We start from the raw sequence: 13,768 nt of genomic DNA, 5'->3' as shown, positions 1-13,768 counted from the left end.
CGTATATTTGCACTGTGATTAAAAACAAAATGTCAGTCAAACCTTAAAAAAATAAAGATATGAAGACAAGAAGTTTATTGAGAAGTTTGTTTGTCGTAGTGATTGCTTTCGTAGCTAATCTTACAGTTTTTGCAGAAGAATGGGACAACAATCTCATCTATAACGCAGAAGAGGTAAACGGCGTGAAAGTTTCAGAAACCGTTTACAAGAAAGACGGCAATATGCTGACCAACTATATGAAATATAACTATAAATATGACGCAAACAACCAGATGACTGAAAACATGTCACAAAAATGGAACGGCATGAAGAACCGCTGGGAGAATGACTTGTGCATCCGTTATATTTATGATAACAAGAGCGTTACAACGGAATACTACAAATGGAACAACAAAAAGAAAGATTTCATTCTGATTCCGGAAATGACCGTTACAATGGATAAATAAACCACCTGATAGCAGAAAACAAAATTCATAAACTCTCTCATCTTTTGAAAGAGGCACCTCGTGAGGAAGTGCCTCTTTTTTATTGTTCTCTGCGCCCGGATTTCTAAAGTTAACCGCACAAAAGCACCGGTTTCACTTATAAACTGAAAGCAGATGAGCGGAAAAGTCTGCCACCATGCAATTACAATTTCTGCACGCACAAATATATGATAAAAATTAAGTACCTTTGCACATCGTTTGAATATCAACGGATAATATTAAAAACAAAATAAACTTTATGGCATTACAATGTGGTATCGTTGGTCTGCCGAACGTGGGCAAATCAACTCTTTTCAACTGCTTATCAAACGCAAAGGCCCAAGCGGCCAATTTTCCTTTCTGCACCATCGAACCGAACGTGGGAGTGATTACAGTTCCCGACGAACGGTTGAACAAACTTGCCGAACTGGTACATCCGGGCCGCATTGTCCCTACAACGGTAGAGATAGTAGACATCGCCGGACTTGTGAAAGGAGCAAGCAAGGGCGAGGGACTCGGAAACAAGTTTCTGGCCAACATCCGCGAAACCGACGCAATCATTCATGTGCTGCGTTGTTTCGACGATGAAAACGTAACGCATGTAGACGGCACGGTCAACCCCGTACGCGACAAAGAAATTATCGATACAGAGCTTCAGCTGAAAGACCTTGAAACCATCGAAAGCCGCATCCAGCGCGTACAGAAACAGGCGCAAACCGGAGGAGATAAAGTTGCCAAGCAGACTTATGAAGTGCTGGTACGCTATAAGGAGGCGCTGGAACAAGGCAAATCCGCACGCACCGTGCAGTTTGAATCGAAAGACGAGCAGAAGATTGCACACGATCTTTTTCTGCTGACCTCGAAACCGGTGATGTATGTATGCAACGTTGACGAAGGAAGCGCCGTTACGGGAAACAAATACGTAGAGCAGGTGCGCGAAGCCGTAAAGGATGAAAACGCACAGATACTGATCGTTGCCGCCAAAACAGAAGCAGACATCGCCGAACTGGAAACCTACGAGGACCGCCAGATGTTCCTGCAAGAAGTGGGGCTCGAAGAATCCGGCGTAAACCGACTCATCAAGTCGGCCTACAAGCTGCTGAATCTGGAAACATTCTTCACTGCAGGCGAAATGGAAGTCAAGGCATGGACATACCACAAAGGCTGGAAGGCTCCGCAATGTGCAGGCGTTATCCACACAGATTTTGAGAAAGGATTCATCCGCGCTGAAGTCATCAAATATGACGACTATCTCCATTATGGAAGCGAAGCTGCCGTACGGGAAGCCGGCAAGCTGAACGTGGAAGGCAAAGACTACGTAGTGCAGGACGGCGACATCATGCACTTCCGCTTCAACGTATAAGGACCGCCTCGGAGTACACGAATAACAGACCTGTGTACTCCGATACAAACATCTTTCATTAACAACAATCCTTATCCGGCAGGAATTCCATGCAATCAGAAGCCAAACCACGCAAACCCCATCGGATTCAAATATGTTTTTAAGCCTTCAGGTTTGCTTGTTTTTCAGTTTATCTATAAGTTTGCAGACACAAGAACATAAAAACTCATTCGCATGAAATATTTGATAGTAGGAACAGGGGGCGTGGGAGGTTCCATAGCCGGATTCCTGGCCCTGGCAGGCAAAGATGTAACCTGCATCGCACGCGGCAGACACCTTGAAGCCATACGCCGCAACGGACTTCACCTGAAGTCAGACCTGAAAGGAGAGCATTATCTCCCGGTCACAGCTTGCACATCTGAAGAGTTCGAAGGGAAAGCAGACGTGATCTTCGTGTGCGTAAAAGGATATTCCATCGATTCAATCAAGGATGTGCTGGAACGTGCCTCAGCTCCCGGCACACTGGTGATTCCTATCCTCAACGTATACGGCACAGGTCCGCGTATCGGACGGCTCGTGCCTTCAGTGGATGTGCTCGACGGATGCATCTATATCGTGGGCTTTGTTTCGGGCGAAGGAGAGATCACCCAGATGGGAAGCATATTCCGCATGGTATTCGGAGCACGCCCCGAACAGGGGATTGCCCGGGAACGGCTGGAAGAAATAGCCGGAGAACTGCGCGGATGCGGTATTAAAGCAGATGTTTCCGACGATATAAACCGCGACACCTTCATCAAGTGGGCGTTCATCTCAGCCATGGCATGTACGGGCGCATATCACGACGTTCCGATGGGTGAAGTGCAGCGCGAGGGAGAAGTGCGCGACACCTTCGTCGGCCTGTCGCGCGAAAGCGCCGAAATCGGGCACAGGCTGGGCATAGCTTTCCCTGAAGACCCGGTCGCATACAACCTGAAAGTAATCGACAAGCTCGACCCGCACAGCACGGCCTCCATGCAGAAGGACATTGCGCGCGGACACGAATCAGAAATACAAGGCTTGCTGTTTGACATGATCGAACTGGGAGAACGCCTGCATGTCAATCTGCCGACCTATCATAAAGTAGCACAAAAATTCGGAAAAGCATGAAACATATCATTGACATCGATACGTGGGAGCGGAAGGACAACTACAATTTCTTCCGCGGATTCGCCAACTCATGGATTGCCGTTACCGGCGAAGCGGACTGCACCGAAGCGTATGCTTCCGCCAAGACAAAGGGAAAGTCCTTTTTCCTTTATTACCTGTATGCCATTCTTCGGTCTGTAAACGAAATCAAGGAGCTGCGTTACCGCTGGGACAAGAACGGGCAGGTGGTCTATCACGACACTGTAGATGTCATCTCCCCCATCGCTGTGCCGGGAAAGACTTTCTATACGGTACGCATCCCCTACCACAAGGATTTCTGCACGTTCTATGAGAAAGCCAGGCAGATAGTAACCTCCATTCCGGAAGACGGCGATCCTTACGGAACCGACAAACAGATAGCCTCCCAAGGGGATTTTGATGTATTCTTGCTGAGTGCCACACCGAAACTCTACTTCACGTCTATCACCTACACCCAGCAGTCTGTAGGCCATCCGCTGGACTATCCGCTGATGAATGCAGGCAAGGCCATCACCCGTGCCGGACGGCTCTACATGCCTATCGCACTGACCGTAAGCCATGCTTTTGTGGACGGAGCGCACATCTCGCTCTTTTTCGAAAAGGTGGAACGGATTCTGAGAGAGCTCTCTCTCAGCAAAGTCAACTAATATTAAGGACGATTATTCTTATAATACTCTTGACTGACTTCCTTGCTGATTTTTTTTGCACTCTCTTCTGCAAGATTGAAATAACGCCAATAAACAACAGCTAAAACAAAACAAACCGCTCCAATGAAAAGTGCAATTAGCGAAATTATATCACCTACAAACAACGAACTCAAAATTAAAGGAATAATAAATGTTGCAAAAAGAAAGGCTCCCGCTAGTTTTATATTGCGGCTACCTCTCGCCACCAACGCCTGATAAGTTACATTTTTCTCCAAGATTTCAGCTATGGCTGCTTCGTCTTGCCTTATTCTTTCTTCCTGCAATTCCTTATCCGATGACAATTGGTTATATTTTTCATCCGGTGCGACAGATTCGTTTTGCTTGAAATAAAGACACAAAGCTTCCACCGTTTTAGGAAGAAAAAACTTCTGATTATTTTCATCTATCATAAAACAACAGTCTTCTGTTCCATCCATTTGTAAAACGAGAACAGTACCGTCCATGAACAATGGATGAAACATATAAGCATCTTCTTCTACAGTTATAAGCAAGGTTTTATTGGCTTTTATGTATTGCCACGAACCTTTTGTCACTTTGCCATTGATGGAATCAAACAAGGTTCCGTCTTTTTGAAAAACATAAACCTCCTTCACCCCTAGGTCATTAAATACAAGCCATGATTTATTACACAAAGCGGCTTTTACATCTAACGAATCACCAAACCGCTGTAAATCATCAAAAACACTTAGAATGTATGTTTTCATGTATACAATTTACTTATCTTAAATACTCGCACAACTTCTGCACCGCGCGGGCACGGTGACTGATCTTATTCTTTTCCTCGTTGCCCATTTCGGCAAAAGTTTCGTCATAGCCTTCGGGCACGAACACCGGATCGTAGCCAAAGCCCGAGCCTCCGCGTTTTTCTTCGATTATACGGCCTTTCACAATGCCTTCAAAGAGATGTTCTGTGCCGCCTTCAATCAGGCAGATGGCGGTGCGGAATTGAGCCTTGCGGTTCGTTTCCCCGCTCAGTTCAGCAAGAAGCTTCTTCATGTTCGCCTCAGAATCGTGCCCCTCTCCACCGGCATAGCGTGCCGAATAAACTCCCGGTGCGCCGTTCAGAGCCTCCACTTCCAGGCCTGTATCATCTGCAAAACAGTCCATCGCATAATTCTTATAGATATATTCCGCTTTCTGCCTCGCATTCCCCTCCAGCGTATCGGCGGTTTCCGGAATATCTGCATGGCAGTTGATATCATTCAGACTCAGCACTTCTACCTTTTCACCCAATATCTGACGCACCTCGTCCAGCTTGTGCGCATTGTTCGTTGCAAAGACCAGTTTCTTCTTCATATCGTCAACCGTTTTTAATCGGGATAAAGGTACGGATAATTTCCGGAAACGGCATGGCGGAAGCCATAAAATTCCGGGATTAAAACTTCAGGCAACAATGTGGTTTGTATAAACCACGATGTTGAATGTATAAACCACAGTGTCGTTTGTATAAACCACATCGCCGTTTGAAGAATATGCCGGAGCTTTTTCTTCTTTCCCATCGGATTCAGACAAATCTATTCGGCTTTCAGACAAACAAATTTCCGCCGGCATTGCTTTTCTTTGCACCATAAAGAAAACCATTGCTACGAAGACAAGTTCCAGAAAAATTGTACAACACAAAACAATGAGGTTATGAAAACGAATCTGATTTCTTGGAAACATGTCGTCGCGCTTATATGGGCATTTTCCGGACTGGCCGCCTGCGATGACGACGACAACTGCCGGAAAATCTACTATCCGGCGCACAGCACCGGATGCATAAGCATGGGTACGGTAAAAGACGGCAAAATCCTGACCGACAAGGGAAATACGCTTATCATAGACGAAACGTCGGTCGAACACGAACTTGAAGAAGGAAAAAGGGTGTTCATCAGCGGAGAAATACTGGACAGGGAAAGCGAAACACGGTATCTGGTGAAAGTGAACAAATACCACCAGCTCTTGGAAAAAAGCTATATCACCATGCCTTCCGATACCGACACCTTGGGACACGATGCCTTCAATATCCTCAGGGCATGGTTCGGAGGAGAATGTCTGAACCTGCAGGCTGAAATGTACTACAATCCTTCATCAGGCATCTCTCACCTGCTGAATCTTGTCTACAACGACACGCTGAGCACAAACGACACCCTCCGGTTCAGTCTGCGCCACAATGCATACGGGGATACCCTAAAAACCCGTACAGGCAGGGCCACGGCTTCGTTCCACATCGACACACTCGCAACAAAGGAGAAGACGCATGTGATTGTGGAATATCCATGGTATGACCGACACGGCAAAGAACGAACGTATGTCACAGAAGGAGATTACTACATTGCTGAAGAGAACCAGGAAGAAGAAACAGAAAACAATACGGATACAGCAGAAGACGGAACAATCAGCATCCACTGACCATGCTCCAGACTCTGCTTCAACTTATACAAACTACGACAGAAGCCATGACAACTATATTTCTGCATCAAAACATCTTTTCATTATCATATATGCCCGTCCGGTTCGTGATGAATAGAACGGGACTTAAAAGAATCGCATTCACCATATTGCTTCCCTTCATCGCCCAGGCTTGCGACAAATACGAAACAGGCGAATACACTCCACTTCCGAAAATCCACCTGGGAGAAACGTTCAGATACCTCTGCGTGCCGGAAAACTACATCCAGATGGCATACGACTCGCTCGGAAGCGCAGCAGTATTGAACTTCTACAAAGAAGAGGTCACGGATCTCGACTACATCGACTATGACGAGCAGTCCTGCACTTTTTCGTTCAACAAAGGAGAAACAATGACATACAGAATCAGCTGGGACTATGAATCGGAAAAGAATGTAGTCCGCTTTCTATACGGCCAGAACGGCATGTGGTACCGCATGAACAGCAATTATGCCAACGAGTATATTCTTGAGGCGAACGATGGCATGGCTATCCGCACCGTCGTATACCGCACAAACTACGACTCGATCAACATAACCGTCAACCAGTTCCGCATCGAAGAATACACAAAAGAATCGGAGTCTGCAGAGCAATAAGGATACGTCACTCTTTCTCGATGCATTCATTTTTTCTGTACGCACCGGGAGAAACTCCGCAGCACCGTCTAAAAAATTTGCAGAAAGCAGACTGGTCGGAAAAATTGAGAAGCTCCGCCACATCCTGAACCGACTTTTCCGGGTCGAGCAGACAGCCTTTGGCATCCAGCAGCAGCTCTTCCTCAATCAGTTGGCTGGCGTTCTTCCCGTAGAATTTGCGCAACCTGGTCGAAAGCACATCCGGCGAAACACAAAGCTGCTCGGCATACCATTTCACCTCATGGTGTTCACGGCAATGAGTCCGCACCAGATGGAGAAAACGGCCGAGCATATCGGCCCACACATACCTTTCGCTGCCAGAACCTGTCTTGTATAGCTTGAAAACGATGTTCCACAAATCCAACAGCAAGGTCTGCAAGAAGTCTTTCTGAATTTCCTCGCAGAAATGATGGTCCGGCTTATTGATGATGTCAATCAGCAGATCTGTAAGCAAAATCATGCGCTTGCTCTCCTCGTCGCCGAACGAAACAAAAGGCTTTTGCGCACACCAATAGATGACTTCCGAAAAATTAAAGCGGATATTGTCTATCGTTTTCTTAAAGAAAATCTTGTCTGACAGAATCAGGCGGCCTTTAAATGCTGCATTCGTCTTTATGTCGCTCCACCTGTTGCTGACAAGGATAAAATCGATGTACGCCGGAGCAAGAACCGCAACGCGTTCTCCGCGTATCGAAAAGCTAATCTCCCCCTCCATGAGCAGCAAAGAAGTTTCACACGATTTCTCCGACACGCCCCCAAAAGAAACACATGCTCGCCTGAAAGTTCCAGTATGCTCATCCTGCTGTTGGAGGCCTTCTCTGTCACCTGTCCGTTAGTCACGGCCTCAGGCGAAATCCACTCTGAAAAAACTTTACATTTCATGCTTATCTGACATTTTGCCCATAAAAATAGACAGATCGGTCCAACGGCAGAAATCATTTTCAATGTTTTATAGTTTGTAAACTGAAAAAAGATATAATCATCGGTTTGAAACTATTTCTTTTCGGATTCTGACAATTTTTCTGCCATACGCCTCTTTGCGTTCCATCCTGCCTGCAAAAATCAAAACATTCTGCAACTAGCGTTTAAAAACATTAAGCAGCAAATTCAAACCAACAAAAAACGGAATGAAACCCGAACTCTGAGAAGCGCACTTCCTACTTTTGCTGTCAGAATTAACTTAAAAACAAAATCAAATTAAAGAAATGAAGAAGTTGTTTTTATACACAGAAATCGGATGTCTGCTGCTGGCAACATCCTGCAGCAACACACCGCATACTGCCGAAACGGGCAGATACAACACGATGACCATGACCGCCGAAAGCCGCACGCTCAACCAAAACTATACTGCGGTCATCACCGGAAGGCAATGCGTGGAAATACGGCCGCAAGTCAGCGGCACGATAACAGAAGTATGCATCGAAGAAGGAGCAAAAGTCACTAAAGGACAAACACTCTTCATCATCGACCAGGTGCCATACAAAGCTGCCTTGCAGACGGCTGTGGCCAACGTAAAAAGCGCAGAGGCTGCTGTGGCAACTGCACGGATGACTGCAAGCAGCAAAGAAGAGCTGTTCAACGAGCATGTCGTATCGGCTTTTGACCTGCAAACGGCACGCAACCAGCTGCTTGAGGCGGAAGCCGCGCTGGAGCAGGCACAAGCAGCCGAAATCAGCGCGCGGAATGACCTCTCGTACACAGAAGTGAAAAGTCCGGTCAACGGAGTGGCAAGCATGATTCCATACCGTGTCGGCGCACTGGTCGATGCTTCCATAACCACACCGCTTGCCACGGTTTCGGACGACGGGGAAATGTATGTTTACTTCTCGATGACCGAGAATCAGGTATTGTCGCTGATACGAGAAAACGGAACGCTGGAAGAAGCCATGAAGCAGATGCCTGAAGTAGAATTACGGCTGAGCGACGGACTGATGTATGCGCACAAAGGGAAAATAGATGCAATGAGCGGCACAATCGATACCGGAACGGGAAGCGTCAGCCTGCGGGCCACCTTTCCCAACCCCGAACGGATGCTGCGCAACGGAGGAAGCGGAACGGTGGTCTTTCCGTATCAGATGGACAATGTGCTTGTCGTACCGCAAGAGGCTACCTACGAAATACAGGACAAAATCTTTGTCTATCGCGTGACAGACGGCAAAGCGACATCCACTCCCGTAACCGTCTTTCCGGTTGACAACGGAAAAGAATACATTATAGAGCAAGGACTGAAGGCCGGTGACGTGATCGTGGCCGAAGGAGCAGGCCTGCTGCAAGAGGGGACACTGATTGAAAGCGGACACGAAAAGACCTGAAAGAGCCATGAAAGCAAAAACGACAAACAAGTATGATTGGACTATTCTTACAACAAACAATATCAACTAAAGCATTATGAAATTACAGACCTTTATAAACCGTCCCATCCTGGCAGGCGTAATATCGGTGTTGATCCTGCTGGTAGGACTTATCGGACTAAGCAACCTTCCGATGGAACAATATCCTGACATAGCACCGCCTACTGTCATGGTATCGACCACTTATACGGGAGCCAATGCCGAAACCGTACAGAAATCGGTTGTCGTACCGCTGGAAGAGGCCATCAATGGCGTAGAAGACATGATCTATATGACATCCACTTCCACCAATACCGGTGCAGGCGACATTACCGTCTATTTCAAGCAAGGCACCGACCCGGATATGGCGACTATCAATACAAAAAACCGCGTGAGCGAGGCCGAGGGACTGCTGCCGGCCGAAGTGACCCAAATCGGAGTCACCGTAGAAAAGCGGCAGAACAGCATGCTGAAAATCATCGCACTCTATTCGCCCGACGACAGCTACGACCAAACATTCATCAACAATTATTTCAAGATAAACATCGAGCCGCGGTTGTCACGCATCAGCGGCGTGGGAAACGTAAACGTGATGGGGGACGACTATGCCATGCGCATCTGGCTCAATCCGCAAAAGATGGCGCAATACGGGCTGGTGCCTGCCGACATAACTGCCGTTCTTGACGAACAGAACATAGAAACCGCCACCGGTACGTTAGGCGAGGACTCGGACAACACATTCCAGTACACTTTAAAATACCGCGGACGCTATGAGAAACCCGAAGAATTCGGAAACCTGGTCATCACCTCTCTGGAAGGCGGAGAAGTGCTGCGCCTGAAAGACATCGCTACCATTGAACTGGGCACGCAAAGCTATTCGCACAACAGTGAGGTAAACGGACACCCGGGAGCCACGGCTATGATCTCACAAACAGCCGGCTCGAACGCAAACGAAATTATCAGCGAAATAGACAAACTGATGGAAGAAGTGGACAAAGAACTTCCCAAAGGACTGGTGCTGGCGGACCTGATGAGCACAAAAGAGTTTCTCGATGCTTCCATCCACGAGGTTGTGAAAACATTGGTCGAAGCAATCATTCTCGTCATTCTCGTGGTTTACGTCTTTCTGCAAAGCATACGGTCGACCGTCATTCCTGCCATATCGGTCATCGTATCGCTGGTAGGAACCTTTGCATTCCTCTATGTAGCCGGATTTTCACTGAATCTGCTGACATTGTTCGCTCTCGTGCTGGTCATCGGTACGGTGGTAGACGATGCCATTGTGGTGGTAGAAGCGGTGCAGGCGCAGTTCGATGAAGGAATCCGCTCGCCCTATCAGGCCACAACGCGGGCAATGGACGGCATCGCCACGGCCATCGTCACCACTTCGCTGGTATTTATGGCTGTGTTTGTACCCACCTCGTTTATGGGAGGAACCAGCGGAACGTTCTATATGCAGTTCGGACTGACAATGGCAGTGGCGGTAGGCATATCCGCCATCAATGCGCTGACACTCTGTCCTGCACTCTGCGCACTGATCATGACGCCGCACACCGATGCATCCACCGGCCAGAAGCTAAGCTTTTCTTCGCGTTTCCATCAGGCGTTCGAGGCTTCGTTCAACCGCCTCCTGCTACGCTATAAAAGCGGGGTGAAATGGCTCTTCCGCCGCAAGTGGCTGATCGGAGCCGGTGTTGCGGCATCCATCGTCCTGCTGGCCGTACTGATGAAGTCCACTAAAACAGGACTTGTGCCCGACGAAGACATGGGCACTGTATTCGTCAACGCCACCACGCCTCCCGGAAGCAGCCTTTCACGAACCATCAAGGCCATGGCCGAAGTGGAAGCCAGCATCAAAGACATACCGCAAATCATGCGCTACTCCAACGTAGCCGGATACAGCATGCTGGGCGGACAGGCTGCCAGCGGCGGAATGCTCATCATCAAACTGAAGAACTGGGAAGAACGGCAAAAGGAAGAAGACTACATCACTGCTGTCATCGGAGAAATATACCGCCGTACGGCCAATATACACAGTGCCAAGCTCTTCGCCTTCGCACAACCCACCATCATGGGATACAGCACAGGAAGCGGCGTGGAGCTCTATGTGCAGGACCGCGCAGGAGGCGACATCTCGACACTGAAGGAATATACAGACAAGTTCATCGCGGCACTGAACAAACGCCCCGAAATACAGACAGCCTATTCTACCTTTGACATAAACTATCCGCAATACCGTGTGGAGGTGGATGCCGCGCGATGCAAACGGATGGGCGTATCACCCACCGACGTGCTGGACGTCATGTCCGGATACATAGGAGGAAGCTATTCGTCCAACTTCAACCGGTTCTCCAAGCTCTACCGCGTTTATGTGCAGGCCGGAAAAGACTTCCGTCTGAACACCGGTGCGCTTGACAACATGTTCGTACGCACAGATGCCGGAGAAATGGCTCCCATCGGACAATTCGTCACCCTTACCAAGACATACGGGCCGGAAACGCTGACCCGCTTCAACCTCTACAACAGCATCCAGATCAATGCCATGATGAACGACGGATACAGTTCGGGCGATGTCATAAAGGCTGTAGAAGAGGTGGCGCAGAGCACATTGCCCGTGGGCTACGGCTACGAGTACGGAGGTATCACCCGCGAAGAAGCAGGAAGCAGCTCGAACACGGTCATCGTGTTTGCCATTTGCATTGTATTCGTCTACCTCATTCTCTGCGCTCTCTATGAAAGCCTATTCGTCCCACTGGCGGTAATGCTCAGCGTACCTTTCGGATTGTTGGGCAGCTTCGCCCTGAGCAATCTGTGCGGACTGGAAAACAACATTTACATGCAGACGGGACTGATCATGCTTATCGGACTGCTGGCCAAGACTGCGATTCTGGTAACCGAATACGCCGCCGAACGCCGCCGCCAGGGAATGAGCCTCGCCCAAGCTGCCGTTTCTGCCGCATCCGTCCGCCTGCGTCCGATTCTGATGACCGTACTCTGCATGGCTATCGGCATGCTTCCCCTGGTATTCGCGTCAGGAGCAGGGGCCAACGGCAACATCTCGCTCGGCACAGGCGTGGTGGGCGGCGTGATTATAGGAACCATCGCCCTGCTCTTCACCGTTCCGGCCCTCTTCATCGTGTTCCAGGCAATGCAGGAACGGCTGATGCCCAAACGTATATATAAAGAAGACATTGACCATCATACAAATAAGCAATAACACCGGCAAAAGCAGAAAATCCGGACAAAAATGACCAAGCATATGAAAAAGATATTGTTTGCCCTATTTGCCACATGCCTGCTTGAAGGATGCGGCATCTACAACAAATACAAGCAACCCGATCTTACAGCCACAACCGACAGCCTGTTCCGTGAAGAACTGGCTGCCGACACCGCTTCGTCGCTGGCAGAACTCTCATGGAAAGAACTCTTTGCCGACCCTCAACTGCAGGATCTGATAAGCCAGGCACTCCGGACGAATACGGATCTCCACATAGCCCGCCTGAAAGTCAAGGAAGCACAAGCTTCGCTGATGTCTTCCAAACTCGCCTATCTCCCTTCCTTGCAACTTGATCCGGAAGGAAGCCTGAGCAGTTTTGAGAGAAGCAAACCGGCCAAAACCTATACGCTGGGAGCATCGGCAAGCTGGGAAGCCGACCTTTTCGGCAAACTGACAAACGCAAAGCGAAACGCACGCGCTGCACTGGAAGAAAGCGATGCCTACCGGCAAGCCGTACAAACACAGCTCATCGCCACCGTAGCCGAAAGCTACTATACACTCCTGATGCTTGACGAACAAGCAAATGTCACTGCCGAAACCGTGGAAAACTGGAAGGAATACGTGCAAACGCTCTATTCCTTGATGAAAGCCGGACAGGCCGACCGCTCGACCGTAAGTCAGGCAGAAGCCAGCCGTGCCGATGCAGCCGCCTCGCTGCTCAGCCTTCAGCAAAGCATAAAAGAAACGGAAAACTCGCTGTCTTCCCTCTTGGGACAAACAGCAAGGCATATCGAACGGGGAAGCCTCAGCCGCCAGTCGTTTCCGCAAAACCTCAGCACGGGAGTTCCGCTCGACCTGCTCGCAAACCGTCCGGACATCCGGCAGGCTGAAGCCGCATTAAAGCAGGCATTCTATACAACCAACAGCGCACGGGCGGCCTTCTATCCGAGCATCACGCTAAACGGTGCGGCAGGATGGACAAACAATGGAGGGACAACCATAACCAATCCGGGCGGATGGCTTCTGCAGGCCATCGGATCATTGATACAGCCTCTTTTCAACCGCGGAGAAAACATTGCTAACCTGAAAATAGCAAAGGCTCAGCAAGAAGAAGCCTTGCTCAGCTTCCGGCAGTCGCTGCTTGATGCCGGCGAAGAAGTGAACAACGCCCTGTCGCAATGGCAGACGGCCCGCGAACGGATACGCCTGAACGACGAACAGGTTAAACACCCGCAAAACACGGTACACGACACGCAGCTCTTGATGGAACACGGAACAACAAACTTCCTGGAAGCTCTTACCGCGCGCCAGTCGCTGCTGTCAGCCCGCCTGACACTGATAGCCGACCGCTACGATGAGATACAAAGCGTCATCAGCCTCTATCATGCCTTAGCGGCGGAAACAACTAAGGACACACTTTTCTTTTCATTATCATATACATTGCCTGTGTCCGGTCCGTGAGGATAGGACACTTGTATG

The 13,768-nt window shown here is 49.0% G+C and carries 12 protein-coding genes; 9 read left to right on the top strand and 3 right to left on the bottom strand.

From position 1 onward, the window contains the following. The first annotated feature begins 59 nt into the window (after positions 1-59). The 4 genes from QUW60_RS06295 to QUW60_RS06280 all read left to right on the top strand — a co-directional run bounded on the left by QUW60_RS06295 (position 60) and on the right by QUW60_RS06280 (position 3,617). Positions 60-446: a DUF3836 domain-containing protein gene (locus QUW60_RS06295; RefSeq protein ID WP_258337285.1), complete on the top strand. Its 387-nt coding sequence runs from the start codon at positions 60-62 to the stop codon at positions 444-446. Between the two features lie 277 nt (positions 447-723). Continuing rightward, positions 724-1,827, top strand: coding sequence for a redox-regulated ATPase YchF (gene ychF / locus QUW60_RS06290; RefSeq protein ID WP_258337284.1), 1,104 nt, complete (start codon positions 724-726; stop codon positions 1,825-1,827). Positions 1,828-2,040: 213 nt separating this feature from the next. Further along, complete coding sequence (locus QUW60_RS06285; RefSeq protein ID WP_289559234.1) at positions 2,041-2,952, top strand: ketopantoate reductase family protein; 912 nt, start codon at positions 2,041-2,043, stop codon at positions 2,950-2,952. Beyond that, entirely contained in the window at positions 2,949-3,617 is a 669-nt protein-coding gene (locus tag QUW60_RS06280) for a chloramphenicol acetyltransferase (RefSeq protein ID WP_289559232.1), read from the top strand. The genes QUW60_RS06285 and QUW60_RS06280 overlap by 4 nt, the downstream gene beginning before the upstream one ends. A 2-nt stretch (positions 3,618-3,619) precedes the next feature. Here QUW60_RS06280 and QUW60_RS06275 read toward each other — a convergent pair whose 3' ends face one another. Together QUW60_RS06275 and QUW60_RS06270 are read right to left on the bottom strand one after the other, a co-directional pair. After that, the gene (locus QUW60_RS06275; RefSeq protein WP_289559231.1) at positions 3,620-4,381 is read right to left on the bottom strand and encodes a hypothetical protein; all 762 of its coding nucleotides are present in this window, start codon (positions 4,379-4,381) and stop codon (positions 3,620-3,622) included. A 13-nt stretch (positions 4,382-4,394) separates the two neighbouring features. After that, positions 4,395-4,973, bottom strand: coding sequence for a non-canonical purine NTP diphosphatase (locus tag QUW60_RS06270; RefSeq protein ID WP_289559229.1), 579 nt, complete (start codon positions 4,971-4,973; stop codon positions 4,395-4,397). A gap of 336 nt (positions 4,974-5,309) precedes the next feature. Between QUW60_RS06270 and QUW60_RS06265 the strand changes: the two genes are divergently transcribed. Both QUW60_RS06265 and QUW60_RS06260 read left to right on the top strand, forming a co-directional pair. Next, positions 5,310-6,068 (top strand): NigD1/NigD2 family lipoprotein, encoded by a 759-nt coding sequence (locus tag QUW60_RS06265; RefSeq protein WP_289559227.1) that lies wholly within the window; start codon positions 5,310-5,312, stop codon positions 6,066-6,068. Between the two features lie 47 nt (positions 6,069-6,115). Further along, positions 6,116-6,703 (top strand): hypothetical protein, encoded by a 588-nt coding sequence (locus tag QUW60_RS06260; protein ID WP_289559225.1) that lies wholly within the window; start codon positions 6,116-6,118, stop codon positions 6,701-6,703. Positions 6,704-6,710: 7 nt separating this feature from the next. Here the strand turns inward: QUW60_RS06260 and QUW60_RS06255 are convergent, their stop codons facing one another. Then, complete coding sequence (locus QUW60_RS06255; protein ID WP_289559223.1) at positions 6,711-7,457, bottom strand: helix-turn-helix transcriptional regulator; 747 nt, start codon at positions 7,455-7,457, stop codon at positions 6,711-6,713. 490 nt (positions 7,458-7,947) lie between these two features. Here QUW60_RS06255 and QUW60_RS06250 point away from each other — a divergent pair, with 490 nt between their 5' ends. From QUW60_RS06250 to QUW60_RS06240, 3 genes are all read left to right on the top strand, one after another. Beyond that, positions 7,948-9,054 (top strand): efflux RND transporter periplasmic adaptor subunit, encoded by a 1,107-nt coding sequence (locus QUW60_RS06250; protein ID WP_258337276.1) that lies wholly within the window; start codon positions 7,948-7,950, stop codon positions 9,052-9,054. A 76-nt stretch (positions 9,055-9,130) separates the two neighbouring features. Further along, entirely contained in the window at positions 9,131-12,289 is a 3,159-nt protein-coding gene (locus tag QUW60_RS06245; RefSeq protein ID WP_289559221.1) for an efflux RND transporter permease subunit, read from the top strand. 42 nt (positions 12,290-12,331) lie between these two features. After that, complete coding sequence (locus QUW60_RS06240; protein WP_289559219.1) at positions 12,332-13,750, top strand: TolC family protein; 1,419 nt, start codon at positions 12,332-12,334, stop codon at positions 13,748-13,750. Positions 13,751-13,768 lie beyond the last annotated feature (18 nt).

The organism is Bacteroides gallinaceum, assembly GCF_030373775.1.
Taxonomy (GTDB): domain Bacteria; phylum Bacteroidota; class Bacteroidia; order Bacteroidales; family Bacteroidaceae; genus Phocaeicola; species Phocaeicola excrementipullorum.
The sequence above is the reverse complement of the archived record's forward strand: the minus strand, read 5'-3'. Positions and strand labels throughout refer to the sequence as shown.

Bases quoted from the DNA above. Each gene is read 5' to 3' on its own strand.
- QUW60_RS06240 (WP_289559219.1), top strand. From the start codon at position 12,332: ATGAAAAAGATATTGTTTGCCCTATTTGCCACATGCCTGCTTGAAGGA.
- QUW60_RS06265 (WP_289559227.1), top strand. From the start codon at position 5,310: ATGAAAACGAATCTGATTTCTTGGAAACATGTCGTCGCGCTTATATGG.
- QUW60_RS06250 (WP_258337276.1), top strand. From the start codon at position 7,948: ATGAAGAAGTTGTTTTTATACACAGAAATCGGATGTCTGCTGCTGGCA.
- QUW60_RS06280 (WP_289559232.1), top strand. From the start codon at position 2,949: ATGAAACATATCATTGACATCGATACGTGGGAGCGGAAGGACAACTAC.
- QUW60_RS06255 (WP_289559223.1), bottom strand. From the start codon at position 7,457: ATGGAGGGGGAGATTAGCTTTTCGATACGCGGAGAACGCGTTGCGGTT.
- QUW60_RS06245 (WP_289559221.1), top strand. From the start codon at position 9,131: ATGAAATTACAGACCTTTATAAACCGTCCCATCCTGGCAGGCGTAATA.
- QUW60_RS06295 (WP_258337285.1), top strand. From the start codon at position 60: ATGAAGACAAGAAGTTTATTGAGAAGTTTGTTTGTCGTAGTGATTGCT.
- QUW60_RS06270 (WP_289559229.1), bottom strand. From the start codon at position 4,973: ATGAAGAAGAAACTGGTCTTTGCAACGAACAATGCGCACAAGCTGGAC.
- ychF (WP_258337284.1), top strand. From the start codon at position 724: ATGGCATTACAATGTGGTATCGTTGGTCTGCCGAACGTGGGCAAATCA.
- QUW60_RS06260 (WP_289559225.1), top strand. From the start codon at position 6,116: ATGACAACTATATTTCTGCATCAAAACATCTTTTCATTATCATATATG.
- QUW60_RS06275 (WP_289559231.1), bottom strand. From the start codon at position 4,381: ATGAAAACATACATTCTAAGTGTTTTTGATGATTTACAGCGGTTTGGT.
- QUW60_RS06285 (WP_289559234.1), top strand. From the start codon at position 2,041: ATGAAATATTTGATAGTAGGAACAGGGGGCGTGGGAGGTTCCATAGCC.